This window comes from Pseudomonas sp. HLMP (assembly GCF_046365545.1).
Classification (GTDB): domain Bacteria; phylum Pseudomonadota; class Gammaproteobacteria; order Pseudomonadales; family Pseudomonadaceae; genus Aquipseudomonas; species Aquipseudomonas guariconensis_B.
This window is the reverse complement of record NZ_JBDLLR010000001.1, coordinates 2,439,841-2,465,658: the sequence shown is the minus strand read 5'-3', so window position 1 is coordinate 2,465,658 and position 25,818 is coordinate 2,439,841. Positions and strand designations below refer to the sequence as shown.

At 65.1% G+C, this 25,818-nt stretch carries 21 protein-coding genes and 3 tRNA genes; 15 read left to right on the top strand and 9 right to left on the bottom strand.

The window, feature by feature from the left end:
• Positions 1-205: 205 nt before the first annotated feature.
• Positions 206-505, bottom strand: coding sequence for a DUF6388 family protein (locus ABFA30_RS11540; protein WP_410045455.1), 300 nt, complete (start codon positions 503-505; stop codon positions 206-208).
• A 643-nt stretch (positions 506-1,148) separates the two neighbouring features.
• Entirely contained in the window at positions 1,149-2,003 is an 855-nt protein-coding gene (folD, locus tag ABFA30_RS11535) for a bifunctional methylenetetrahydrofolate dehydrogenase/methenyltetrahydrofolate cyclohydrolase FolD (RefSeq protein WP_368815983.1), read from the bottom strand.
• A 289-nt stretch (positions 2,004-2,292) separates the two neighbouring features.
• Here folD and ABFA30_RS11530 point away from each other — a divergent pair.
• From ABFA30_RS11530 to ABFA30_RS11520, 3 genes are all read left to right on the top strand, one after another.
• Positions 2,293-2,369 (top strand) — tRNA-Arg (locus tag ABFA30_RS11530).
• A 50-nt stretch (positions 2,370-2,419) separates the two neighbouring features.
• Positions 2,420-2,495: transfer RNA gene (locus tag ABFA30_RS11525), tRNA-His, on the top strand.
• Positions 2,496-2,552: 57 nt separating this feature from the next.
• A tRNA-Leu gene (locus ABFA30_RS11520) sits at positions 2,553-2,637 on the top strand.
• Positions 2,638-2,910: 273 nt separating this feature from the next.
• On the opposite strand, the gene ABFA30_RS11515 is transcribed toward ABFA30_RS11520, so the two are convergent.
• The 6 genes from ABFA30_RS11515 to ABFA30_RS11490 are packed head-to-tail and all read right to left on the bottom strand — an operon-like array spanning position 2,911 to position 8,822.
• Positions 2,911-4,647 carry an extracellular solute-binding protein gene (locus ABFA30_RS11515; RefSeq protein WP_368815984.1) on the bottom strand — a complete coding sequence of 579 codons (1,737 nt, stop codon included), beginning with the start codon at positions 4,645-4,647 and terminating at the stop codon, positions 2,911-2,913.
• Positions 4,648-4,681: 34 nt separating this feature from the next.
• On the bottom strand, positions 4,682-4,954 hold the full coding sequence (locus ABFA30_RS11510; protein WP_253168384.1) for a DUF2160 domain-containing protein: 273 nt from the start codon (positions 4,952-4,954) through the stop codon (positions 4,682-4,684).
• 12 nt (positions 4,955-4,966) lie between these two features.
• Complete coding sequence (locus tag ABFA30_RS11505) at positions 4,967-5,767, bottom strand: carbohydrate ABC transporter permease (RefSeq protein ID WP_225790142.1); 801 nt, start codon at positions 5,765-5,767, stop codon at positions 4,967-4,969.
• 3 nt (positions 5,768-5,770) lie between these two features.
• Positions 5,771-6,634, bottom strand: coding sequence for a carbohydrate ABC transporter permease (locus ABFA30_RS11500; protein WP_225790141.1), 864 nt, complete (start codon positions 6,632-6,634; stop codon positions 5,771-5,773).
• Between the two features lie 2 nt (positions 6,635-6,636).
• On the bottom strand, positions 6,637-7,728 hold the full coding sequence (locus tag ABFA30_RS11495; RefSeq protein WP_410045454.1) for an ABC transporter ATP-binding protein: 1,092 nt from the start codon (positions 7,726-7,728) through the stop codon (positions 6,637-6,639).
• On the bottom strand, positions 7,728-8,822 hold the full coding sequence (locus ABFA30_RS11490) for an ABC transporter ATP-binding protein (RefSeq protein ID WP_410045453.1): 1,095 nt from the start codon (positions 8,820-8,822) through the stop codon (positions 7,728-7,730). The genes ABFA30_RS11495 and ABFA30_RS11490 overlap by 1 nt, the downstream gene beginning before the upstream one ends.
• Positions 8,823-9,045: 223 nt before the next feature.
• Here ABFA30_RS11490 and ABFA30_RS11485 point away from each other — a divergent pair, with 223 nt between their 5' ends.
• Positions 9,046-10,824, top strand: coding sequence for a sigma-54-dependent Fis family transcriptional regulator (locus ABFA30_RS11485; protein ID WP_368815987.1), 1,779 nt, complete (start codon positions 9,046-9,048; stop codon positions 10,822-10,824).
• A gap of 374 nt (positions 10,825-11,198) precedes the next feature.
• Here ABFA30_RS11485 and ABFA30_RS11480 read toward each other — a convergent pair whose 3' ends face one another.
• The gene (locus tag ABFA30_RS11480) at positions 11,199-12,881 is read right to left on the bottom strand and encodes a putative bifunctional diguanylate cyclase/phosphodiesterase (protein ID WP_410045452.1); all 1,683 of its coding nucleotides are present in this window, start codon (positions 12,879-12,881) and stop codon (positions 11,199-11,201) included.
• Between the two features lie 407 nt (positions 12,882-13,288).
• Between ABFA30_RS11480 and ABFA30_RS11475 the strand changes: the two genes are divergently transcribed.
• From ABFA30_RS11475 to ABFA30_RS11425, 11 genes are all read left to right on the top strand, one after another.
• Positions 13,289-13,624, top strand: a complete 336-nt coding sequence (locus ABFA30_RS11475) for a helix-turn-helix domain-containing protein (RefSeq protein ID WP_225790136.1) — start codon at positions 13,289-13,291, stop codon at positions 13,622-13,624.
• Positions 13,625-13,841: 217 nt separating this feature from the next.
• The gene (locus ABFA30_RS11470; RefSeq protein ID WP_253091345.1) at positions 13,842-15,155 is read left to right on the top strand and encodes a C4-dicarboxylate transporter DctA; all 1,314 of its coding nucleotides are present in this window, start codon (positions 13,842-13,844) and stop codon (positions 15,153-15,155) included.
• A gap of 66 nt (positions 15,156-15,221) precedes the next feature.
• On the top strand, positions 15,222-15,932 hold the full coding sequence (locus ABFA30_RS11465; RefSeq protein WP_225790134.1) for a FadR/GntR family transcriptional regulator: 711 nt from the start codon (positions 15,222-15,224) through the stop codon (positions 15,930-15,932).
• Positions 15,933-15,948: 16 nt separating this feature from the next.
• Complete coding sequence (locus ABFA30_RS11460) at positions 15,949-16,644, top strand: GntR family transcriptional regulator (protein ID WP_225790133.1); 696 nt, start codon at positions 15,949-15,951, stop codon at positions 16,642-16,644.
• Positions 16,645-16,872: 228 nt separating this feature from the next.
• Entirely contained in the window at positions 16,873-17,874 is a 1,002-nt protein-coding gene (locus ABFA30_RS11455) for a hypothetical protein (protein ID WP_253081342.1), read from the top strand.
• 141 nt (positions 17,875-18,015) lie between these two features.
• The gene (locus ABFA30_RS11450) at positions 18,016-18,753 is read left to right on the top strand and encodes a cache domain-containing protein (protein WP_410045451.1); all 738 of its coding nucleotides are present in this window, start codon (positions 18,016-18,018) and stop codon (positions 18,751-18,753) included.
• A 271-nt stretch (positions 18,754-19,024) separates the two neighbouring features.
• Positions 19,025-20,065 carry a phosphotransferase gene (locus ABFA30_RS11445; RefSeq protein ID WP_225788189.1) on the top strand — a complete coding sequence of 347 codons (1,041 nt, stop codon included), beginning with the start codon at positions 19,025-19,027 and terminating at the stop codon, positions 20,063-20,065.
• A 189-nt stretch (positions 20,066-20,254) separates the two neighbouring features.
• A complete protein-coding gene (locus ABFA30_RS11440; RefSeq protein WP_225788190.1) occupies positions 20,255-22,276 on the top strand; it encodes a capsular polysaccharide biosynthesis protein in 2,022 nt (673 codons plus the stop codon).
• Complete coding sequence (locus ABFA30_RS11435) at positions 22,216-23,535, top strand: capsule biosynthesis protein (RefSeq protein ID WP_410045450.1); 1,320 nt, start codon at positions 22,216-22,218, stop codon at positions 23,533-23,535. Before ABFA30_RS11440 ends, ABFA30_RS11435 begins: the two co-directional genes overlap by 61 nt.
• Positions 23,532-24,308 (top strand): SDR family NAD(P)-dependent oxidoreductase, encoded by a 777-nt coding sequence (locus tag ABFA30_RS11430; RefSeq protein ID WP_225788192.1) that lies wholly within the window; start codon positions 23,532-23,534, stop codon positions 24,306-24,308. Before ABFA30_RS11435 ends, ABFA30_RS11430 begins: the two co-directional genes overlap by 4 nt.
• Positions 24,301-25,815, top strand: coding sequence for an LTA synthase family protein (locus ABFA30_RS11425; protein WP_410045449.1), 1,515 nt, complete (start codon positions 24,301-24,303; stop codon positions 25,813-25,815). Before ABFA30_RS11430 ends, ABFA30_RS11425 begins: the two co-directional genes overlap by 8 nt.
• Positions 25,816-25,818 lie beyond the last annotated feature (3 nt).

The window sequence follows — 25,818 nt, the reverse complement described above, 5'->3', positions numbered from 1 at the left end:
CAGAATCAAGGGCAAGCATTCTAGTGACTCGCGCACCAGAAGTCACCCCACCCGGGACGATGGGAAACCACGCCGGTCGATTTCATTGAAAAGCCCGCACGGCGCGCCGTCGGCCCCTTTCCAGATGCTGGCCGCGCGGCGGTGGTTGGTCATCGCGCGGGTTGTAAAAACTTGTCAAACAAATGCAGCGAAACGCAGGGAGTGCCTATTGGGCATCGATCTCGTTGAACTGGCAGTACTCTTCCCACGCCAAGCCCAGCGCCTCGGCCACCTCGCGGTGCACCTCAAGGCGCATGGCCTTCAGTTGCTCAGGGCTCTCGGCGATCAGTTGCAGGGCCAGTTCCCAGGGCTCGATCCCCTGCTCATCGGCCGCATCCTCGAAAGCCCACTGGATCTGCTGGGCCTGCTCGCGCGCATCCAGTTCGCGGATTTCCTCGAGCAACTGCGGATTGGCCTCGGCGAAGCGCTGCAGCGCCAATGCCTGGCGGGCTTCTTTTGCGATCATGCGACTCTTCCTTTATCGGGGCTGCGAGCCCCCTTTTCAACCGGCTGAAATCTATCAGTTTTTACCAGGCCGTCACCAGCTCCGCACGCCAATCGGCACGCCCGGGTCTGCCTGGAGCACTGAAACCGTCCGACTCGAGCCCACGGCAAAGTGGAGCACCACATCTAAAATAACGGTCACTCTCATATGAGAATAAATCTCGATATAATGAGCACTCGATTTGCCGACGCCGGTCTCGCTCCAAATGGACACCAGTCACTCCCCATCTGCGCTCAATGCCCACCTGGGCACGCTGTACAACGACCATCACCGCTGGCTTTACCACTTGCGTAATCGCATCGGCTGTGTGCTTTCCACGTAGCGCTCCCTTGCAGATTGAAATGTTCTTGCAAGAGAGGTCACGCGAAGGTCGGAAAAAGGGAAATGAAAATCAATTATTTTTGGGCTCGCCAATTATCGCGTACGTAAAGGCCAGGTGTGCGCGATTCGAGCGAGCGTTGTGGGGAGGTGTAAGACGAGGTGTTTGAGCCGTGGGCCAAGGGGGCTGCCTTGCAGCCCCAATGCCACTTGATTGGCTGGCATTGCACCAAGCCTGGCCCCACAGGACCTGCGGCGGCGATAAGAAAAATCGCCACGCGCCGTCTTACTTATGCAGCTCTTCCGCTGCATACAGGGTGTTTTCCAACAGGCACGCCCGGGTCATCGGGCCGACGCCGCCTGGCACCGGGGTGATCCAAGCCGCGCGCGGCAGGGCGGTTTCGAACACCACGTCGCCCACCAGCTTGCCGTCTTCCTGGCGGTTGATGCCGACGTCGATGACGATGGCGCCTTCCTTGATCCACTCACCCTTGACCAGGCCCGGTTTGCCGGCGGCCACCACCACCAGGTCGGCGCGACCGACGTGGCCGGCCAGGTCCTTGGTGAAGCGGTGGCAGACGGTGACGGTGCAGCCGGCCAGCAACAACTCCATCGCCATCGGGCGGCCAACGATGTTCGAGGCGCCGACGATCACCGCATTCATGCCATACAGGTCCTGGCCGGTGCTGTGCAGCAGGGTCATGATGCCCTTGGGGGTACAGGGGCGCAGCAGTGGGATGCGCTGGGCCAGGCGGCCGATATTGTAGGGGTGGAAGCCGTCGACATCTTTATCTGGGCGAATGCGCTCGAGCAGCAGCGAGGCGTCCAGGTGCGCGGGCAGTGGCAGCTGCAGGAGGATGCCGTCGACGGCCGGGTCGTCGTTGAGGCGGTCGATCAGGTCGCTCAGGGCTTGCTGCGTGGTATCGCTGGGCAGGTCGAAGGCCTGGGAAATGAAGCCGACCTCCTCGCAGTCCTTGCGCTTGTGCGAGACATAGACTTGGGAGGCGGGGTCGGTACCGACCAGGATCACCGCCAGGCCAGGCGTGCGCAGGCCTTGCTGGCGACGCTCCACGACACGTTGAGCGATCTGCTGGCGCAGGTTGGCGGCGATCGCCTTGCCATCGATTAGGTGTGCAGTCATAGACGCGTGATTAACCATCGAGAAGGGAACATAAAAAGAGGGCGCATTCTCGCACGACACGGCCCGAGGGCAAAGGCGGGTGGTCGGGCAAATCCCCTAACCCCTTAAATAAACTAAATTTTTTTGAAAAAAGTGTTGACGACCTTTCGGCTCGTCTATAACATTCGTCGCACTTGTCGGGCAGAGCCTAGCACTGGCTAGCAAGGTCAGGCAGAATGAGCGGATTTGCTAGCTTGTTCGGTAGGGCTGAAAGTTGATTTGCAATCGTAACAGAAAGCAGATTGAATATGCGCCCGTAGCTCAGCTGGATAGAGCATCCGCCTTCTAAGCGGATGGTCGCAGGTTCGAGTCCTGCCGGGTGCGCCATTAGGCAGCTTTGGCACGCAAGTGAAGTTGTAACGCAGTACCGCAATATGGTGGGCGTAGCTCAGTTGGTAGAGCGCTGGATTGTGATTCCAGTTGTCGTGGGTTCGATTCCCATCGTCCACCCCATATTCCACAAAGGCGCCTTGATTGTATAATCTGGCGCCTTTGCTTTAAGTGCTCCACGCGGACGTGGTGAAATTGGTAGACACACTGGATTTAGGTTCCAGCGGCGCAAGCTGTAAGAGTTCGAGTCTCTTCGTCCGCACCATATGACTGCCCGTTTTCAAAGGCTTCTCCCCAGCCGCTCACAAGATTGGGAAGACCTTGAGAATCTCGGGCACACAAAGGCAGCTTTTTAGCTGCCTTTGTCGTATCTGGAAGCATGCCCCTCCTCCAGCAAGGCCGCCCCCCCACGCTCCCTCGGATTTGCAGGCAGTGGTGAACCTATGGGAGCCGGCTTGCCGGCGATGAGCCGCGAAGCGGCCTCAAATGACGAAACCGCTGAAAGCCGGCGACGGAACAACCAGGGTTCCCCACCCGATCACTTGCGCGCCGCCTCCCACGACTTGAGCAGTTCGCTATAGCTCACCGTCTCCCCCTTGGGCTTCTCGTTGGCCAGTTTCGGCTTCGGCGCACCTGGCTGGTCGAACCAGTACTGGGCACCGCGCTCGGGGTTGAGCTTGGGTGCACAGGTGGCCTGGGCGTTGGAGCGCTGCAGGCGTTCGAGCATGCGGTCCTGGTCGCGGGCCAGGCCATCCAGGGCTTGTTGCGGGGTCTTCTCGCCGCTGGCCACTTCGGCGATGTGGCTCCACCACAGCTGGGCCAGGCGCGGATAGTCAGGCACGTTGGTGCCGGTGGGCGTCCACTGCACCCGCGCCGGGCTGCGGTAGAACTCCACCAGCCCACCGAGCTTGGGCGCCAGGTCGGTCATGGCCTGGGAGTTGATGTCCGACTCGCGGATCGGTGTCAGGCCGACGATGGTCTTCTTCAGCGACACGGTCTTGGAGGTGACGAACTGGGCGTACAGCCAGGCGGCCAGGCGCTGCTTCTCGGGGGTGGACTTGAAGAAGGTCCACGAGCCGGCATCCTGGTAGCCCAGCTTCATCCCCTCCTCCCAGTACGGCCCCTTGGGCGACGGCGCCATGCGCCATTTCGGTGTGCCATCGGCGTTGACCACCGGCAGACCAGGCTTGGTCATGTCGGCGGTAAAAGCGGTGTACCAGAAGATCTGCTGGGCGATGTTGCCCTGGGCCGGGACCGGCCCTGCCTCGGAGAAGGTCATGCCCTGCGCCTCCCTGGGCGCATAGGCGCGCATCCAGTCCACGTACTTCTGCGTGGCATACACCGCCGCCGGGCCATTGGTGTCGCCGCCACGGGTGACGCTGGAGCCGACCGGATGGCAGTCCTCGACGCGAATCCCCCACTCGTCCACCGGCAGGCCGTTGGGCAGGCCCTTGTCGCCGCCACCGGCCATGGAAAACCAGGCGTCGGTGAAGCGCCAGCCCAGGGATGGATCCTTCTTGCCGTAGTCCATGTGCCCGTAGACGCGCTTGCCATCGATTTCCTTGACGTCCTCGCTGAAGAACTGGGCGATGTCCTCGTAGGCCGACCAGTTCACCGGCACCCCCAGCTCGTAGCCGTACTTCTCCTTGAACCTGGCCTTGAGCTCCGGCCGCTCGAACCAGTCGGCACGGAACCAGTAGAGGTTGGCGAACTGCTGGTCCGGCAACTGGTAGACCTTGCCATCTGGCGCGGTGGTGAAGGAAAGGCCGATGAAATCCTGCAGGTCCAGGGTCGGCGAGGTGTAGGCCTTGCCTTCATTGGCCATCAGGTCAGTGATCGACTCCACCTTGCCATAGCGAAAGTGGGTGCCGATCAGGTCGGAATCATTGACCCAGCCGTCATAGATGTTCTTGTCCGACTGCATCTGGGTCTGCAGCTTCTCCACCACGTCGCCCTCCTGGAGCAGGTCGTGGGTCAGCTGGATGCCGGTGATCTCGCTGAAGGCCTTGGCCAGCACCTTGGACTCGTACTCGTGGGTAGTGATGGTTTCCGACACCACGTTGATCTTCATCCCACGGAACGGCTCGGCCGCCTTGATGAACCACTTGAGCTCGGCCAACTGCTGCTCCGGCGTCAGGGTCGAGGGTTTGAATTCGCTGTCGATCCACTTCTTCGCCGCGTCCTCGTACTGGTCGGCCCAGGCCGAACCCTGCACGCCGACGAGCAGCAGCACGGCCAGGGTCAGATGTCGCCGGTTCTTGTCGTTATCGAACATTGTGCTCTCCCGATTGATTGATCCACGGCGCCGGTCAGCCCCAGCGCAGCACCACCATGAGCCAGGCCAGCGACAGCAGCGAGGCTACCCACAGCGGCCAGTCGCTGACGCCGATCACCAGCAAGTGCAGGTAAGCGCTGGCCAGCAGGCCGATGAACAGCCGGTCGCCGCGGGTGGTGGCGATCGGCAGGAAACCGCGGCGCGCAAGGCACGGGCGGCGCAGCTCGTAAAACGTCATGCACACCAACAGCACGCCAACGGCGGCGAAGAACAGCGCCGTGGGCAAGGTCCAGGCCATCCACTCCATCGTCTGCCCTCCTCACACCCGGCCCAGGGCGAAACCCTTGGCCACATGGTTGCGCACGAACCAGATCACCAGCATGCCCGGCAGGATGGTCAGCACCCCAGCGGCGGCCAGCACGCCCCAGTCGATCCCCGAGGCCGACACGGTGCGGGTCATCACCGCAGCGATCGGCTTGGCGCTCACCGAGGTCAGGGTGCGCGCCAGCAGCAGCTCGACCCAGGAAAACATGAAGCAGAAGAACGCCGTGACACCAATCCCCGAGCCGATCAGCGGAATGAAGATCTTCACAAAGAAGCGCGGGAAGCTGTAGCCGTCGATGTAGGCGGTTTCGTCGATTTCCTTGGGCACCCCAGACATGAACCCCTCGAGGATCCACACCGCCAGCGGCACGTTGAACAGGCAATGGGCCAAGGCCACGGCGATGTGGGTGTCGAACAGGCCGATGGACGAATACAGCTGGAAGAACGGCAGCAGGAACACCGCCGGCGGCGCCATGCGGTTGGTCAGCAGCCAGAAGAACAGGTGACGGTCGCCCAGGAAACGATAGCGCGAGAAGGCATAGGCCGCCGGCAGCGCCACCGCCAGCGAGATCAGGGTGTTCAGGCACACGTAGTACAGCGAATTGATGTAGCCGCTGTACCAGCTGGCATCGGTGAAGATCACCCGATAGTTGTCGAGGGTGAAGTCCTGTGGCCACAGGGTCAGGCCGCCGAGGATCTCGCTGTTGCTCTTGAACGACATGTTCAGCAGCCAGTAGATCGGCACCAGCAAGAAGAGCACGTACAGGAGCAGCGGCAACGCCTTGCGCAGGGTCATGGCCTAGTCCTTGTCGGCATGGGTCATGGCCGTGTAGAACAGCCAGGACACCAGCAGGATGATCAGGAAATACACCAGCGAAAACGCCGCCGCCGGCCCCAGGTCGAACTGCCCCACCGCCATGCGCGTGAGGGTCTGGCTGAGGAAAGTGGTCGCGTTGCCAGGCCCACCGCCGGTGAGCACGAACGGCTCGGTGTAGATCATGAAGCTGTCCATGAAGCGCAGCATCACCGCGATCAACAGCACGTTCTTCAGCTTGGGCAACTGGATGTGCCGGAACACCGCCCAGGCCGAGGCACGGTCGATGCGCGCGGCCTGGTAGTAGACGTCGGGTATCGCACGCAGGCCGGAATAGCACAGCAGCGCCACCAGCGACGTCCAGTGCCAGACATCCATCACCAGCACGGTGATCCAGGCATCGAAGGGGTCGCTGGCATAGTTGTAGTTGATCCCCAGTTGCCCCAGGGTCGCGCCGAGCAGGCCGATATCGGCACGCCCGAAAATCTGCCAGATGGTGCCCACCACGTTCCACGGGATCAGCAGCGGGATGGCCATGACGATCAGGCAGGCCGACGCCAGGCGCCCCTTGCCCGGCATGGTCAGGGCGATGGCGATCCCCAGAGGAATCTCGATCAGCAGCACGCAACCCGAGTAGACGAACTGACGCAACAGCGCATCGTGCAGGGCCGGGTCGCGCAGCACCTGGCGATACCAGTCGGTGCCGACGAAATAGCGGTTGGACGGGTCGAAAATGTCCTGCACCGAATAGTTGACCACGGTCATCATCGGCACCACGGCACTGAACGCCACCAGGACGAACACCGGCAGCACCAGCCACCAGGCCTTGTTGTTCGGCACCTTGTTCACGGCTAAGTCTCCACCAGCACGTCGTCGGCATAGAGCATCAGCCATTGCGCCGGCAGGCTGACCCAGGCCGTCCCGGTGGGGAAGGTGCGATCCTCGCCCAGGCGCGCCTTGAGCGTCGCACCGCCCAGCGCGAAGGTGAGAATGCGGTAGGTGCCCAGGTCTTCCACATCCAGCACGCGGGCCTCGAAAGCACCGTCGAACGGCCCGTCCCAGACCTGCACGAACTCTGGGCGTATGCCGACCTGCAGCCGCGCGCCGGGGCGCTCGGCGAGGCGTTCGACGATCCCCTCCGGCAGCGTCAGGTGCACATCGCCGAAGGCCACCCCGCGGCCCTCGGCACGCACCTCGACCAGGTTCATCCCCGGGCTGCCGATGAAATAACCGACGAAGGTATGCCCAGGCCGCTCGAACAACTCTCGCGGGGTGCCGAACTGGACGATGCGCCCGCCATGCATCACCGCGATCTTGTCGGCGAAGGTCGAAGCCTCCAACTGGTCATGGGTGACGTAGATCATGGTGATGTTGAACTGCTCGTGGATCTGCTTGAGCTTGCGCCGCAGCTTCCACTTCAGGTGCGGGTCGATCACCGTCAACGGCTCGTCGAAGAGGATCGCCGAGACATCGTCACGCACCAGGCCACGGCCCATGGAGACCTTCTGCTTCTCGTCGGCGCTGAGGTTGCGCGCCTTCTTGCCCAGCATCCCGGCGAGCTCGAGCACCTCGGCGATTTCCTCGACCCGGGCGCGCACCCGCGCCTCATCCAGGCCCTGATTGCGCAGCGGAAAGGCCAGGTTGTCGAAGACGCTCATGGTGTCGTACACCACCGGGAACTGGAACACCTGGGCGATGTTGCGCGCCTGGGGCGAGAGGTGGTTGACCGGCTGGTCATCGAACAGCACCTCGCCCTGGGACGGGCTGAGCAGGCCAGAAATGATATTGAGCAGGGTCGACTTGCCACAGCCCGACGGCCCGAGCAAGGCGTAGGCCCCGCCCTGCTCCCACACGTGTTCGAGCTCATGCAGGGCGTAGTCGGCTTGGGTCGATGGTCGACGCTCATAGCTATGGGCCAGTCGGCGCAGGCGGATCTCGGCCATCAGGCGCTCCTCGCTTCGCGCAGGCCCGGTGCCTGCACCAGTGCCCCGTCGCTGTCGAAGACGAACAGCTTGTGGGTGGGGATGAACACGCGTATCGGCGTGTCCACCGGGTATTCGTGCACGCCGGGCAGGTGCAGGACCATCCGCCAGTGCTCGTTGCGCACATGCAGGAAGGTCTCCGAACCGCTGATCTCGGCCAGTTCCACCAGCACCGCCAGCTCCAGGTCGTCATCGTGGGACGGCACCAGGGTGATGTGGCTGGGCCGCACGCCAAAGCGGTAGCCACCATCACCCAGGTGGCGCAGGTCGGCATTGCGGGCGAAGTGCACGGCGTCGGCCAGGCTCACCTCGTTACCACTGATACGCCCGAGCACCAGGTTGATCGGCGGCTCGGAAAACAGCTCGGCGGCGAGCACGTTGCAGGGGCGGTGGTAGACCTCGGCCGTGGGACCACTCTGGATGATGCGCCCCTCATGCAGGAGGGTGGTGGTGCCCCCCAGGGCCAGGGCCTCGCTGGGCTCGGTGGTGGCGTACACGGCGATGCAGCGGCGCGCGGCGAACAGGGCGCGCAGCTCCTGGCGCAGGCCTTCGCGCAGCTTGTAGTCGAGGTTGACCAGCGGCTCGTCGAACAGGATCAGCGAGGCATCCTTGACCAATGCCCGGGCCATCGCCGTGCGTTGCTGCTGGCCACCGGAGAGCTCCAATGGCAGGCGCTGGAGGTAGGGCTCGATGTGCAGCATCTCGGCGGTTTCCTGTACCCGGCGACGGATCTGCTGCTCGGGCAGCCGCGCCTGGCGCAGGGGCGAGGCGATGTTCTCGAACACCGTGAGGGTCGGGTAGTTGATGAACTGCTGATAGACCATCGACACGTTGCGCGAGCGTACCGGCCGGCCAGTGACGTCTTCGCCATCCATCAGCACGCGGCCACGGTCCGGGCGGTCGAGGCCGGCCATCAGGCGCATCAGGCTGGTCTTGCCGGCCAGGGTGCGGCCCAGCAGGACATTGAACGATCCGGGCTCCAGGCGCAGGCTGGCGTCGGCGATCCATGCCTGGTTGTCGACGCTACGGCTGACCTGTTCCAGCACCAGAGACATGGCGTGGCCTTCCTGTGGTGATCGTCCGACGAAAAAAGCCAGTTCCGTGCCAGTTTCCCTCACCCGCTCTGGCCCGGGGCGTGGGGCGCTCACAGTGGCCAGCACCGGTTCGCAACTGAACACATTCGCTGAACAACTGAACAGCTGTGGGTTTGACAATGAACAACCCTGGACGACACTGAACAGCGGTCGGCAGAAAACGATAACCCTAAAGGACAGGCCCATGGCCGCATCCGCTTCGACCCATGCCCAACTGATCCAGGCCTCCTGGGCGCGTTGCCGCGACCATGGCCTGGAGCCCCAGAGCGCGCCGGACTTCGACTGCCTCACCAAGGCCGAGCTCAACGCCCTGCTGGAACGCCGCCAGGCCCTGCTGCGCCTGACCCGCGACGAGGTCCTGCCGCACTACGCGCACCTGCTGGGCAACTCCAGCTACCTGGTGATGCTCGGCGATGCCAGCGGCTGCCTGCTCGACGCATGGGGCACGCGGCGCTTCGTCGACCCGCGCCAGCAACACGGCTTCGTCGCCGGCGCCCATTGGCACGAACGCGGCGTGGGCACCAATGCCCTGGGCACCGCGCTGGTCTGCGGCGAGCCGCTGCATGTGGGCCAGGACGAGCACTTCCTGCGCCAGAACCGCTACATGGCCAGCGCCGCGGCGCCCTTGTTCGATGCCGAGCGCCAACTGGTGGGTGTGCTCGATGTCGCCAGCGACGGCTACCTGCCCGCCGCCCAGACCCTCGGCCTGGTACGCATGATGGGCCAGAGCCTGGAGAACCGCCTGATCCTGGCTCGCCATGGCGGGCAGCACCGGCAGCTATTGTTCAACAGCGCCCCGGACAACCTGGACAGCCCCTGGGCCGGCCTGCTGGTGTTCGATGAGCGCGGCCGGGTGCTGGCCGCCAACCACCGGGCCGACAGCCTGCTCGGCCGCAACCCCTTGCAACACAGCCTGGAGCAGTTGTTCCAGATCCCCCTGCGGCAGATCCTGGCACAGGCCGAAGGCCAGGCCTTCGCCCTGCAGGCTACCGGCCGCAATCGCTTCCATTGCCTATGGCATGCACCGCATGGCGCGCCCCTCCCGCCTTCGCCCCGCAGCGGCGACCCGCGGCTGGAAAAAGCCCTGGCCCAGGCCGGCCTGCTGCTGGAGAAGGACATACCGGTGCTGGTCCAGGGCGAGACCGGCGTTGGCAAGGAGGTCTTCGTCGAGGCCCTGCACCAGGCCAGCAGCCGCGCCGGGCAAGCGCTGGTGGCGGTCAACTGCGCGGCGATCCCTGCCGAACTGGTGGAGTCGGAACTGTTCGGCTACGAGAAAGGCGCCTTCACCGGCGCCCATCACAAGGGCAACCCTGGGCTGATCCGCAAGGCCGACCAGGGCATCCTGTTCCTCGACGAGATCGGCGACATGCCCCTGCCGACCCAGGCCCGCCTGCTGCGCGTGCTGCAGACGCGCAGCATCCAGCCGCTGGGCAGCGGCGAACCGGTGGCGGTGGACATTCGCGTGGTCTCGGCGAGCAACCGCGACCTGGCCGCCGAGGTCCGGGCGGGGCGCTTCCGCCAGGACCTGTACTACCGTATCGCCGGGCTGGCAGTGCTGCTGCCGCCCTTGCGCGAGCGCAGCGACCGGCGGGCGCTGATCGAACAGGTGCATGCGCGCTACCGCGAGCCTGGCCAGCCGCAGCGCCTGCCGGCCGAGATCCTCGTCTTGTTCGAGCGCCATCCCTGGCCGGGCAACCTGCGCGAGCTGGTCAGCGTGATGCAGGTGGCCCTGGCCTTGGCGGGGCCGGCCCCCATTGGCGTGGAGCATCTGCCCGGCAGCTTCCTGGCCGAGGTGGAAGAGTCCGTGTACCCCGTGTGCGCAGCGCCACGCGAGGCGGACCTGGGCGAGTTGCTGCGCCAGGCCAATGGCAATCTTTCGTCGGTGGCCCGGGCATTGGGGATCAGCCGCACGACTTTATACAAGCGGCTGCGGGAGCGAGGGGTGGCGGCCTCGAACGAGTGAGCGGGTGAGCCGGCTTTCTTGCTGTGGCGGCCACTTCCTACTGCAATCTGAGGCCACTTCGCGCCCCTTTCCGACCGGTACGGCGCCCCGACAAGGCCGCGCTCATAGAACAAACGCTAACTCATTGATTTAGCAGGGACCTGTGGGAGCGGGTTTACCCGCGAAGACGGTAGTGGATTCACCGACGTCTTCGCGGGTAAACCCGCTCCCACAGGGGCCGCGTAAAGCCACTATCAGTTCTCTGCGTGACAGCGCAGCCCAAAGGCTGGGGGATCTCCCACAGGGTCCAGCGGTGTTCACCAATCGGCGATGGGGCGCGAAGCAGTCCCAGTACTCGCAAGCCCTCTCTTCCTCCTACCATCCCCTCCCCCGACTCACACCTGCCGCCACGCCACCGGCTGCCGGAACCTCTGCACCCATCCCGGCACCGCCTGCGCCGGCATCGGCGGGGCAATGCCGTGCCCCTGGCCCAGATCACACCCCAGCTCCATCAGCACCTGCCCATGCTCCAGGCTCTCCACCCCCTCGGCAATCACCCTGCGGCCAAAGGCATGGGCCAGGCCGAGCACCGCACGGACCAGCGCCCGCTCATCAGGGTCATGCAGGATATCGCGCACGAACGTGCTGTCGATCTTGATAGTCCGGGCCGGCAGGCACCTGAGGTGGTTCAGCGAGGAATGGCCGGTGCCGAAGTTGTCCAGGGAAACCGCGACCCCCAGCGCCCGGCAGGCCTCCAGGCAGCGGCTGACGTGCTGCAGGTTGTCGACCGCCACCGACTCGACGATCTCCAGCTCCAGTTGCCCCGGGCCTACGCTTGGGTACCGCGCCAGCAACCTCTCCAGGCGTTCGACGAAGTCGCCACTCTGCAGGTGTCGTGCGGCGATGTTGACGCTCACCGACCAACCGCAGCCCTGCCATCGCTGCAGCTGTGCCAGGGCCTGGCCGATGGCCCATTCGCCGATTTCCACGACCAGGTCGGTCTGCTCCACCTGCGACAGGAGCTCGCCAGGCAGTACCGCCCCCTTGTCCGGGTGCAGCCAGCGCAGCAACGCCTCGAAGCCGAGCACCTGGCCACTGCGCATGTTCACCTTGGGCTGGTAGTGCAACACCAGCTGGTCCTGGCGCAAGGCCTTGCGCACCCGGGCCACGGCCTGGTGGGTAGCCCTGAGTTCCAGCTCATGGGACACGTCGAACACATGGTAACGATTGCGCCCGCGCTGCTTGGCCACGTACATGGCCTGGTCGGCATGGCGCACCAGGGTGTCGGCATCCTCGTCGTCCTGGGGGAACAGGGTGACGCCGATGCTGGCGCTCAAGGACAACGGCTGACCGCGGATCACATAGGGCGCAGCCAGGGCCCGGAGAATCCGTTGCAGGGCGGCATGCAACTGGCGGCTGCCTTCGACATGCCGCAGGATCAGCACGAACTCGTCGCCCGACAGCCGTGCCGCCGCATCGCCACCGCGCAGGATACCCTTCAGGCGCTGCGCCACCTCGACCAGCAGCAGGTCGCCGATGGCATGACCATAGCCGTCGTTGACCGCCTTGAAGCCATCCAGGTCGAGCATGCAGACCGCCAGGGAAATGTCTTCCCGGCGGGAAAAGGCCATGGCCTGGCCGAGCAGGTCGCAGAGGTAGGCGCGGTTGGGCAGGCCGGTCAGCACATCGTGACCGACCCGCCATTGCAGGGTATGCAGCAACTGGCGCTTCTCGGTGACGTCGAAGCGGATCGACACGTACTTGCGCACCGTCCCGGTGAGCGGATCGAGCAGCGGCACCATGGTGCTGTCGACCCAATACAACGACCCGTCCTTGGCACGGTTGCAGATCTCGCCCCGCCACACTTTGCCGGCGACCAGGGCACGCCACATGCCGCTGAAGAACTCCGGCTCGTGCAGGCCGGAATTGAGAATGCGATGGTTGACCCCGAGCAACTCCTCGCGGCTGTAGCCGGAGATACGGCAAAACTGCTGGTTGACATAGGTGATCCGCCCGCGCAGGTCGGTTTCCGAGAAGATCGCGGCGGCATCCACGGCGGCGCGGTAGTTTTCGTCCATCGCGGCACCCTAGCGTTCGAAGAGCCGTGCCAGGGCGCGAGGCCCGGCACCGATCCGACCATGCCAATGAAGCATACGCCGTGGCTGGTCGGGAACGCAGTGTTCGGCCGGGAAACCCGGCAGGTCGAGAGGCACGATGAGACTCCATTCACTGACGATCCGACGCCCCGCCCCATGACGGAGGCAGGCCGGAACCGTTCATCCTCGATCAGTTCCAATATCCGCTGGCGCCTTCACCTACGGCCCGGCACGAACCCGGCCGAGGCCCGTACATCAACGATGGCTGATCGGCCGAAAATCGAATTCTACGAACACCATCACATTTTGCCAACAAAGGTGATGCCGCATGCTGTTGCCTTACGCTGAAATTTAGCGTTAAGTTCTTGATTCCAAATGGGAAACAAGCGATGACGAGATCAGGTCTGGGCTCTGCCCTGCGCCGCTATCGCAAGCTGGCGGGCCTCACGCAGGCGCAACTTGGCGAGCGGACCGGCTTCGATCCCAAGACCATCAGCCGCTTCGAGACCGGTACCTACACCCCCAGCATCGATGCCCTCCTGCTATTCGCCACGGTGCTGGGCGTCAAACCCAAGGCCTTCTTCGCCGAACCGGACGACGAAGAGGAGCAGCGTGCCTACCTGTTCGGCGTGATCCACAAGGCCCCGCCCAAGGACCTTGGCAAGCTAATTGCAGCCGTGGACCAGGCCTTGGCCACGCCTGAAGCCCCGCCCCGGGAGCGATGAACGGCCCCATTGACCCCTCTGCACCGTCCCAGAGCGTGTTGTACCAGACTGCACCACAACTGGTCAGACCGGTAAGGCCAAAAATCCTTGCAAAAACGAAAATTTCACGGTTTTATGATCCGGCGCTGAACAAACCGGTAAGACCACAATAATTAAGTCCTGCGCTCTTTCGCCCCTCCCGGCATCGAAGCAAGGACACCGACCAGAGATCCCTCCCATGCTCAAATGGTGCTCGCGTTCGATCTTCCTCCAAGTCGTGCTGGGCCTGGCCCTCGGCATTGCCTGCGGTCTCAGCTTCCCCGACCTTTCCCTGCAACTCAAACCCCTGGGTGACGGCTTCATCAAGCTGATCAAGATGCTCATCGGCCTGATCGTCTTCTGCGTGGTGGTCAGCGGCATTTCCGGCGCGGGCGACCTGAAGAAGGTCGGACGCATCGGCCTGAAGTCGGTGATCTACTTCGAAGTGCTGACCACCATCGCCCTGGTGATCGGCCTGGTGTTCGCCTTCAGCACCGGCATCGGCAGCGGCGCCAACATCCACCTGGACCAGCTCTCCAGCGCCGATGCCAGCAACCTGGCCGAGCGCAGCCAACACATCCACGGCGCAGCAGCATTCTTCATGGACCTGATCCCGACATCGGTGGTCGGCGCCTTCGCCGACAACAACATCCTCCAGGTGCTGCTGTTCTCGGTGCTGTTCGGCAGCGCGCTGAACCTGGTAGGCGAGTCGGCCTCGGGTATCTCGCGGTTGATCAACGAGCTCAGCCACGTGGTGTTCCGCATCATGGGCATGATCGTGCGCCTGGCGCCGCTGGGCGTGTTCGGCGCCATCGCCTTCACCACCAGCAAGTACGGCCTGGAGTCGCTGCAGCACCTGGGCGGCTTGGTGGCGCTGTTCTACCTGACCTGCGCGGGCTTCGTGCTGATCATCCTCGGCACGGTGATGCGCCTGTCGGGCATGAAGCTGTTGCCGTTCATCAAGTACCTGCGCGAGGAGCTGACCATCGTCCTCGGTACCGCCTCCTCCGACGCCGTGCTGCCGCAGATCATGCGCAAGCTCGAGCACCTGGGCATCGGCAGCTCCACCGTGGGCCTGGTGATCCCCACCGGCTACTCGTTCAACCTCGACGGCTTCTCCATCTACCTGACCCTGGCCATCGTGTTCATCGCCAACGCCACCGGCACGCCGCTGGCCATGACCGACCTGCTGACCATCCTACTGGTGTCGCTGGTGACGTCCAAGGGTGCCCATGGCATCCCAGGTTCGGCCCTGGTGATCCTCGCCGCGACCCTGACCGCCGTGCCGGCGATCCCGGTGGTGGGCCTGGTGCTGGTGCTGGCGGTGGACTGGTTCATGGGCATCGGCCGGGCGCTGACCAACCTGATCGGCAACTGCGTCGCCACCGTGGCCATCGCCCGCTGGGAGAAGGACATCGACCTGGAGCGTGCGCACAATGTACTGTCCGGCAAGCCTGGCTTCGCCCCGACGCCCCGCAAGCAGCCCCCCCAGGCCCACCAGCAGGAATTCTGAATGACCCGCGGCCGGTGCGATGCGCCGGCCGCAAGGAGACCCGATGCAACTTCAAGGGAGCGAACCGTGATCAGCTCATCGACCGTCGTCAATTCGGTGGTGGAAAAACTCCGCCAGGCCTTGGCCCGCGGCCAGTGGCGCAGCGGCGAGATGCTTCCCGGCCAACGCGAGCTGGCCGAACAGCTGGGCATCAGCCGGCCCAGCCTGCGTGAAGCGGTGACCGTGCTGGAAACCCAGGGCCTGGTACGCTCGCTGCCCGGCAAGGGCGTGCTGGTGCTCGAGGCCGAGGTCGCCGCCCAGGAGCAGGAACAGGCCGCCGACACCCTGGCCACGGCCAGCCTGGCCGACGTGCTGGAACTGCGCTACACCCTCGAGCCCTTCATCGTCGGCTTGGTCGCCCAATCGGCCAACAGCCAGGACATCGGCCAACTGCGCCTGACCTTGATGGACATGCGCGAGGCCCTGGAGGCCGGTGACAGCGAGGCCGGCGTCAACGCCTACATCGCCTTCCACGAGGCGCTGTTCGCCCTGACCACCAACCCGATCTTCCAGAGCGTGGTGCAGCAGACCGGCAATGCCCTCAAGCAGAGCGCCGAGATGCTGCGCAACTCGCCTGAACACCTGGCCGCGCGGCTGACCGAGAACGAAGCCGTGGTGCGTGCCATCCGCGACAAGAACAGCGCCCAGGCCAGTGCCCAGATGCGCCGGCACATCCTCGAGGAGGGCCAGCGCATGGGCATCGAACTGAACATCCCCGACGAACACCCGGGCCCATGACCCCAGGAGAGCGACCATGACCGCCTGCGCCCACGCCGCCCCTCACCTGCCAGCCCTGCTCGCCGCCGGCGAGACCCGCCTGTCGGCCGAGCAGATCTACCCGCGCCTGTTCGACGCCATCCTCGAGCAGCGCCTGCCGCCCGGCAGCGCCTTGCCCGAACAGGCCCTGGGCAATGCCTTCGGGGTCAGCCGCACGGTGATCCGCCGGGTACTGGGACGCTTGTCGGACCAGCAGGTGGTGGTCCAGCGCCCCAGCCACACCGCGCACCTGGCCACCCCCGATCCGCAGCAGGCGCGCCAGGTGCTCAGCGCCCGGCGCCTGGCCGAGAGCACGCTGATCAGCCTGGCCGCCCAGCGCGCCCGCCCGGCGCAGATCCGCCAATTGCGCCAGTTGGTCGAACGCGAGCGCCTGCACCACGAACACGGCGAACGCTGCGCGGCGATCCGCCTGGGCGGCGAGTTCCACCTCAAGCTGGCCCAGGTGGCGGCCAATGCGCCGCTGGCGCGCTTTCTCAACGGGCTGGTGCCGATGACCTCGCTGATCATCGCCCGCTACGAGTCGCCCTGCTGCGAGCACTGCGCCTGGCAGGAGCATGCGGCGATCATCGATGCCGTGGAAAGCGGTGACGTCGAAACGGCCCAGGCGCTGATGAACGAACACCTGGACCGCCTGGAGGCCAAGCTCGACCTGGATGAGAGCGGCCAGGCGTAACCCCTGGCGAGCCATTCAGGGCCGCTTTGCGGCCCATCGCGGGCAAGCCCGCTCCACAGAGACTGCGCCATTCTTCAGAGCGGCGCCGAACCTGTAGGAGCGGGCTTGCCCGCGATGGGCTGCAAAGCAGCCCCAACATGACAAGGCCCCGCTTAACTGATCAGCCCCCACCTCCCCCCACCTATACTCAGGGAATCACTCCAGCCTCTATCCAGGGAGGCTCGCCGCGTGAACCCGCGCATCCCGCTCCTGCTGCTCTGCCTGCTCCTGGCGCTGTCTGGCTGCGCCAGCAAGCAGCCCCCTGCTCCGCCGCCGATAACCCCGACACCGGCGGTCTGGCAGCGCATCGACCAGGATCTGATCGGCGCCTCGGTCGCCGCCACCGGCTCGGCCAACGACTATGCCCGGCGCTCCATGCGGGTCTGGAAGGAGCAGGTGCAGCGACGCACCGAGAGCGACTTCATCCCCTGGTTCACCGGCTACTGGACCCAGCAATGGCTCACCCTCAAGGTGGCCTGGTACAAGATGAACAGCGGCAACGGCGCGCAACCGCCGGAACGGCGCCTGGCCCAATACCTGCAGGCGCAGTACCACAAGCGGGTGATCGAACCCGTCGCCGAACAGATCGACCCCGAAGCCATTCGCGACCGCGCCAGCGAGCTGTACCTGCAACTGCTCGGCCAGCAGTTGCCGGCCATCATCCAACGCTACAACGCCCCGCCCGACCAGTTCAGCCAACGCCTGAACCGCATCCCGGCCATCGCCCTGGGCCCGCCGCAGGCGCGCGACGCCACGCTGTACCAGCTCCTGCGGGCCAAGTCCCTGGCACAGCAACCGGCCTGGCAGGCCCTGCGCCAGCACCTGCACCAGCAGGCCACCCGAGCGCCGGGGCAGACCCAGGCGGGGCTGTCGTCGGTGGCCAACCGCGCCAGCGAGAAACTCGGCGCCACCCTCGCCCCGCGTGGCATCGCCAGCGCCGTCGCGGCGGCGGTGGGCAAGGCGGCCGGGGCGATGATCTCGGTGGCGGTGGCCGGCTTCGGCATGGTCAGCCATGACCAGGAGCACCCGCAGATGGTCGAGCAGTTGCGGGTGCTCCTCAACGTGGCACTGAACGAGGAATGGCGCGACTTGATGGAGAACCGTCAGAGCGGCGCCATGGCCGGGGTCTACTACCTGTCCGGGCAAGTCGAGGACAGCCTGCTGGGCAGCACGCCAAGGGCGCGCGAGTAATGGGTTACGAATTCCGGCCATGTCCTACGACGCAGGGCCTTTCAATATTTTTCAGGATCGGCCGATACCGGTGATGACAGGTCCCGCCATGCGCGCCACAAGCGCGCGGCGCCCCCTCCCACTGGCCCAAGGTCTCGAAACATGAACCTGAAATTCCGCCACAAGATCCTGCTCAGCGCCTGCGCCGTCGTGGTCCTGGCATTCGCCTCGTTCACCCTCTACAACGACTATTTGCAGCGCAACATCATCCGCCAGAACATCGAGGCCTCCGTACGCCAGGCCGGCGCGCAGACCGCCAGCAGCGTGCAGAACTGGATGAGCGGGCGCATCCTGGTGCTGGAGAACCTAGCCCAGGACATCGCCCAGCAAGGTGCCGGCGACAACCTGCCGGGGCTGGTCGACCAGCCGTCCTATACCCGCAACTTCCAGTTCACCTACTTCGGCCGCAACGACGGGCTGTTCACCCAACGTCCGGACGCCAAGATGCCCGACGGCTACGACCCGCGCCAGCGCCCCTGGTACACCGCGGCGGTGACCGCCGACCAGACCCTGCTGACCCCGCCCTACCAAGCCTCGGTGGGCGGCCAGGTAGTGACCATCGCCATCCCGGTGAAGGCCCGTGCCGACGGTGAACTGCTGGGCGTGGTCGGCGGCGACCTGAGCCTGGACACCCTGGTGGACATCATCAACGCCGTGGACTTCGGCGGCATCGGCCATGCCTTCCTGGCCGACCGCGACGGCCAGGTGATCGCCAAACTGATTTGGCTGGGATTGCGCAACATAACAGCCAATTGGGGAAAACCGGCCCATGATTGGAAAAGCGCGATGAATCAATTTGCGATTCTGTACGGAGACCGGTTCATCAGGCCGACCTGGTGAGAATCAGGGCCTGCCTGACGGCAGGCCGTTACCGGCCCGCACACAAAAAATCTGACAGTCCCTAGAAAGCTCAGGGCCTGCCGTCAGCCGGCGGTTCTTCTCTGCTCCAGAGTGGTTGAATCAGCCCGCCGGACAGCGCAACCGACAGGTCGCGACGTTGCAAATCAATACGTTGTTGAAACTTTTCGTTGTGTGTCGCCGACGTATGACGCAGCATATTGTTACCAGAACAGTTACAAATCGGACGTACGGCGCTGCCTGATTGGATGTCATGAATGCCCCTTCTCCCTCGCCCGCGCAGCGCAAGACGCTCTACCGCTGGCAACGGGCCCCTCTCGAAAATCACCTGCGCGCACTGATGCCCCACTGGGGCGAGCTCCCGTTGGCGATCACCAGCCAGGACCTGGCGTCGAATGCGTCGTTCGTCAATTACGTGCGCCATCACCGCCTGCTCGACCCCTGCACGGGGCAGCCAGTGGAGTTGGTGGAAAAGTCGATCCGCAAGCTGGCCTTCATCAGCAGCCAGGAAGCCCGCTTCCACCGCGCCGAAGGCATGCTGGCGGGTAGCACGCACTTTCGCTACCCATCCTGCCTGGGCGTGATAGAAACACCCTTCGAGAGCCTGATCTTCACCGAGTTCGTGCGTGGCAAGCCGCCGCGCATGCAGGCGATCGCGCGTCAACTGGCCTTGGGTATCGCGGAACTGGAAAGCCGCAGCCATGAATACCTGGCAGCGCAGCCGCTAGGCAAGGCGCCACTGCTGTGGAGCATGGACTTCTTCCGGCCGTGGTTCCTGCTGCGCCCGCGCTTCAACTTCGCCCGTTGCCTGCCGGGGCTGCAACAGCTGGGGCAGGAGGATGCGCGTTTTGCCGGCCTGGCCGAGCGTTTCAGCGGCTTCGTGCCGTTGGTCCGTCACCTGGCCAGCCAGGCGCGGCGCAGCCCGCGCTGCATCAGCCACATGGACTATTTGCGCAAGAACCTGTTCATCGACAAGGGCCAGTTGCACCTGATCGACTGGAGCGAGGTGAAAATCGGGCGGGTGGGGTTCGATGGGGGGGCGTACCTGGGCAGCTTGTTCCGGCGCAAGGAAATGGCGATGTTTCTCACCGCCCAGTCGGAGTTTACCGAAGCCTACCGGGAGGCGCTGCCGGCGCATTTCGAGGGAGAGCAGGCGCTAGGCAATCTGCGCTATGTGTTCCTGCTGACCGCCCTCTTCCACTGCCTGCGCCCGGAAACCCTCGAGGAATACCAGGCTCGCGAGCGTATGCCGCTGCTGCGCGACAAGTACGAGTACCTGCTGAGCTTGCTGTAAAACTGTCATTTTGACATCATTCATTGACCGATGTCTGGTATGCCGGAATTATTCATACGATTTCCTGTCGAACAGATCCTACAATCTGTGAATTTGTATTAAGATTCCGCGCACTAAATCTTCCTCCTCTGGATCCATTGGGCCTACGCCCAAACCGTCCCATTTCGCACGGAAAGCCGCTTCACTTCTATGGATGACGCTTCGTCCCGCCCACGCCTGCTGGTCCTTTCCAAGGGGGCCCAAAGCATCACGACACTGCCCGCCCTGCTGCCCGATTACGCGCTGCATAACGGTGCCGTGCGCGACGTGCCGCAGGCGGATTGGATCATGGCCTGGGGACGCAAGCCGAGTGCACTCAAGGCCATCGCCGAGGCGCGCAAGGCCGGCAAGCCGGTGCTGACGCTCGAGGACGGCTTTCTCCGCTCGGTGGGGCTCGGTGCCGACGACCCGCCGTTGTCGCTGATCGTCGACGATGTGGGCGTGTACTACGATGCCAGCGCGCCCTCGCGCCTGGAGCAGTTGATCGCCACGCCGCTCACCGCGCAGGAAACCGAACGGGCCCTGGCCCTGCAGGCGCTGTGGCAGCGCCAGCGGGTTTCCAAGTACAACGATGCGCGCATCGAAACGCTGGAGTTGCCCGACGACTGTGTACTGGTGGCCGACCAGACTTGCGCCGATGCGTCCTTGCAGGGCGCCGGAGCCGATGACTTTCGCGCCATGCTCGAGGCGGCACTGGCGCGCTATCCACACAGCACGATCCTGCTCAAGGTGCATCCAGACGTGGTGGCAGGCCGTAAGGCTGGGCACTTCGACCTGGCAGCGCTGGCCGGCAATCCGCGGGTGCAGGTGCTGGCGCGCAATGTCCATCCGGCCGAACTGCTGCCACGCATGCGCGCGGTATTCGTGATGACCTCGCAACTCGGCTTCGATGCACTGCTGTGGGATGTGCCGGTGCACACCTGGGGCATGCCCTTCTACGCCGGCTGGGGCCTGACCGACGACCGTCTGCCGGCACCGGCACGGCGCCAGCCGGTGAACCTGGCCCAACTGATCCACGCCAGCCTGGTGCGCTACCCGCGCTATGTGTGCCCGGAGCGCGGCGAGCCGTGCACGCCAGAAGCGCTGATCGAGTGGCTGGGCCTGCAGCGTCATCACCGCAGCGCTCTACCACAACAGGTGCAGATGCTCGGTTTCAGCCGCTGGAAGGAGCCGCTGGCAGACCTGTTCTTCAACGGCGCGGCCATTCGCTTCGTCAAGCCCGAGCAACCGCTGACCCGCGACCTGCCGGTAGTGACCTGGGGCTGCAAGCACGACGACGACCTGCACGACCACCCTCACGCCATCAACCGCGTCGAAGACGGCTTCCTGCGATCGGTCGGCCTGGGCGCGGGCAAGGCCCGGCCGTTGTCGTGGGTGGTCGATGACCTGGGCATCTACTACGACGCCACGCGCCCTTCCCGCCTGGAGCGGATTCTCGCCACCCAGGCGTTCGACAGCGACCTGCTGGCGCGCGCCGCGGCCCTGCGCCTGGCCATCTGCCGCGCCGGGCTGACCAAGTACAACCTGCCCGGTGCCCATTGGCAGCGGCCGGCCGACGCGCACCAGGTGATCCTGGTGACGGGCCAGGTCGAGGGCGATGCATCGATTCGTTTCGGTGGCAACCGTATTCGCAGCAACCTGCAGTTGCTGCGTGCGGTGCGCGAGGCCAACCCGCAGGCCTGGGTGCTGTACAAGCCGCACCCGGAAGTCCTGGCCGGCACCCGCGCGCGCGGCGACGACGAGGCGCAGACCGTGCACTGGTGCAACGAGGTGATCGGCGATACGCCGCTGCAACAGTTGCTGGAGGTAGTCGACGAGGTACACGTGCTGACGTCGCAATCCGGCTTCGAGGCGCTGCTGCGTGGCGTACCGGTCACTACCTACGGCCAGCCGTTCTACGCCGGTTGGGGGCTTACCGAAGACCGCGACCTGGATCCCCAGGTGCAGGCCCGGCGCAGCCGCCGACTCACCCTCGACGAACTGGTGGCGGGGACGCTACTGCTCTACCCCACCTATGTCAGCCGCATCACCAACCGTTTCACCACCGCTGAACAGACCCTTTACGAACTACAACATTGGCACGCGCTACCGCAGCCAGGAGCACCCTCCCGATGGCAGGACTTGATACGACGCTTGAGCAGTTTGTTGGGCATGAAGCGCCCAGCGAACTGAATGCGAAGGCGCCGCGCGGTCCGCTGCTGCGCCTTCCGTGCAACAACTTCTTGTTCCTGCAGGGTGTGAGCTCGCCGTTCTTCCGTCAGTTGGCCAAGGCGCTGCGCGATATCGGGCAGCATGTGCACAGCATCCGCTTCAACGTCGGCGACGTGCTCTACGGCGCCGGTGGATCGGTGCACACCTGCATGCAGCGCCAGGAAGAACTGCACGCCTATTACGCCCAGGTGTTCCACGAACTGGATATCACCGACCTGGTGTTGTTCGGCGATTGCCGGCCGGTGCACCAACCAGCGGTGAGCCTGGCACGGACGCTGGGCATTCGCGTGCATGTGTTCGAGGAGGGCTATTTCCGCCCCTACTGGGTCACCTTGGAGCGCGATGGGGTCAACAACAACTCGCGCCTGCCGCGCGACCCGGACTGGTACCGCCAGGTCGGCAAGCACATCCCGCGCTACCAGAACGGCAACGCCTTCAAGCTGTCGTTCACCGCCCGCGCCACCCACGATGTGCTGTACCACGCCGGCGGTGCGCTCAACGCGCTGTGCTTCCCCAGGTACCGCACCCATGCGCCTTTCAACGCGGCGGTGGAATACGCGGGGTTCGTCCGTCAGGGCCTGCGCCTGCTGCGCGCGCGGGTGCATGACGATGCGCTGGTGGCGGAAGTGGCCCGTGAGCGACACCCGACCTTCCTGCTGCCGCTGCAGCTGGACAGCGATGCGCAGATCCGCGACCACTCGCCATTCCAGAACATGATCGAGGTGATCGACCACGTGATCAACTCGTTCTCGCTCAATGCCCCGTTCGATGCACGGCTGCTGATCAAGAACCATCCCCTGACCCCGGGCCTGGTCAACTACCGCAAGGTCACCGAGCGCCTGGCACGCGAATACGATGTGGCCGAACGGGTCGACTTCCTCGAAAGCGGGCACATGCCCACGCTGCTGTCGCACATTGCCGGGCTGATCACGGTCAACAGCACTGCCGGTGCCTCGGCGTTGCTGCACCACCGCCCGACGTGCGTGCTGGCCGACCCGATCTACGCCATGCCGGGGCTCACCCACCAGGGCCATCTGGACGACTTCTGGCAGAACCCCGAGGCGCCCGACAACACCCTGTTCCATCGCTTTCGCAACACGGTCATCCACACCACCCAGGTCAATGGCGGTTTCTACACCCGCTGCGGCATCGAGATGGCCGTGGCCAACTGCCTGGAAGTCCTGATGGCCAGAACGTCGAGAATCGAAAACTACCTATGAACCACACCGCTTCGCCTCGCTGCATCCTCATCACCGGCGCTACCGGCGGCATCGGTGGCGCGCTGGCGCCGGCCTATGCCGCACCGGGCGTGACCCTGATCCTGCAAGGCCGCCGCCAGGACCGGCTGGATGAAATGGCCGAGCAATGCCGTGCCCTCGGTGCCCGCGTGCTGCTCGAAGCCATCGACGTGCGCGACCTCGATGCCCTGCGCGCCATGGTGCGGCGCGTCAGCGAACAGGAGCAGCCAGACCTGGTGCTGGTCGGTGCCGGCCTCAACACGGCAGTCGGCAGCAATGGCGAGGCCGAGCACTGGGACGACAGCCGTGCGCTGCTGGAGGTCAACGTGCTGGCGGCCCTGGCTACGGTGGAGGCGGCACTGCCCACCATGCGCAGCCGCGGCCATGGGCAAATTGCGCTGTTCAGCTCCTTGGCTGGCTGGCGCGGCCTGCCGGTGACGCCCACCTACAGCGCCAGCAAGGCGGCGATCCGCGTGTATGGCGAAGCGATCCGCGATTGGCTGGCGCCGGAGGGGATCAAGGTGAACGTCATCGTGCCGGGCTACGTGGAGTCGAAGATGTGCTTCGAGATGCCTGGGCCCAAGCCCTTCCTGTGGACCGCCGAGAAGGCCGCCCGGCGCATCAAGCGCGGGTTGGCGGCGAACCAGGCGCGCATCAGTTTCCCCTTCCCGCTCAACCTGGGTACCTGGCTGCTGGGGCTGATCCCGCAGTGGCTTTCTTCGATGATCCTGCGTGGGCTGAAGTACAGTGATTGACGTTTCTCTCCTGCCGGTCGCGCTGATCGGCCTGTCGTTGACCGTGCTGGTGGAGCGCCTGCTGGTGCCCCGACCTGCCCTGCGTCGCCCGGCCAGTTGCTGGATGCTGCATGCGGGGCTGTGGTGCGTGGGGTTGGGGCTGCTGTACGGGCTCACCGCGCGGCCCCTGTTCAGCGGCGTGAACCTGCTGCTGCTGTGGTTGCTGATCGTGCTGGTGAGCAACGCCAAGTACCACTCGTTGCGCGAGCCCTTCGTGTGCGCCGACTTCGAGTACTTCAGCGACGCGGTGCGCTTTCCGCGCCTGTACCTGCCGTTCTTCGGCTTCGGCAAGGCGGCGCTGCTGGCGCTGGGGTTCCTGGTGTACCTGTGGGCGGGCTTGAGCTTCGAGACGTCGGGCGCGCGGCTGGAGGCGCTGGTTCCACTGGCGCTGGGGCTGGGGTTGTTGCGGCTGGGCAGCCGGCGGGTGACGCCGAGCTTCGACGCCGAGCAGGATGTACGGACGTGGGGGTTGGCAGCCAGCCTGTGGCGGTATTTCTGGGCGGCGCGGGTGCCGGTGGATCGGGCGGGGCTGGGGTCGCCGTTTGCCTGCACGGCAGCGCAGACCGCCACAGGCCCCCTCCCCGACCTGGTCTCGATCCAGAGCGAGTCGTTCTTCGACGTCCGCGACCTGTGGCCCGGCGTGCGCCGGGAAGTCCTCGGCGAATTCGACCGCCTGGGCCGCGAGTCCCTGGCACGGGGCAAGCTGCAGGTGGCGGCCTGGGGGGCCAACACCGTGCGTACCGAGTTCGCCTACCTCACCGGCATCCCTGCCGGGCGCCTTGGCGTGCACCGTTTCAACCCCTACCGCGTGCTGGCTCGCCAGGGCCTGCCGAGCATCGCCTCGGCACTCAAAGCGCAAGGCTATCGCACGGTCTGCATCCACCCCTACGACGGCAGTTTCTATGGCCGCGACAAGGTGCTGCCGGCCTTGGGCTTCGACGCCTTCATCGATGTGCGCGCCTTCGACGCCTCGCACAAGGCCGGGCCATTCATTGGCGACTGCGCGGTGGCGCAGAAGATCCGCGAACTGCTGCAGGCGCCAGGCCGCGAGCAGCCGCTGTTCATCCATGCCGTGACCATGGAGAACCACGGCCCGCTGCACCTGGAGACTGTGGCCGACAGCGAGCTGCCAGCCTGGTTCGAGCGCCCGCTGCAACCGGGCATGAGCGACCTGGCGCCTTACCTGCGGCACATCGGCAACGCCGATCGCATGCTCGGCATGCTCCGCGACACGCTGATGGCCCAGCCGAACGAGGCGCTGCTGTGCTTCTTCGGTGACCATGTGCCGATCTTGCCGCAGGTCTACCAGGCGATCGGCGCACCGGCGGGCGATACCGACTACCTGATCTGGTCGAATCGCCGCCAGCCTGGCTGCGCACCCGCGCCGATCCGGGTCGAGGCGCTGTCGGGTGCGCTGCTCGGGCACGCCCGTGCGCCCAAGGTCAAGCCTGTTTCGGGCGTGGCCTGACAA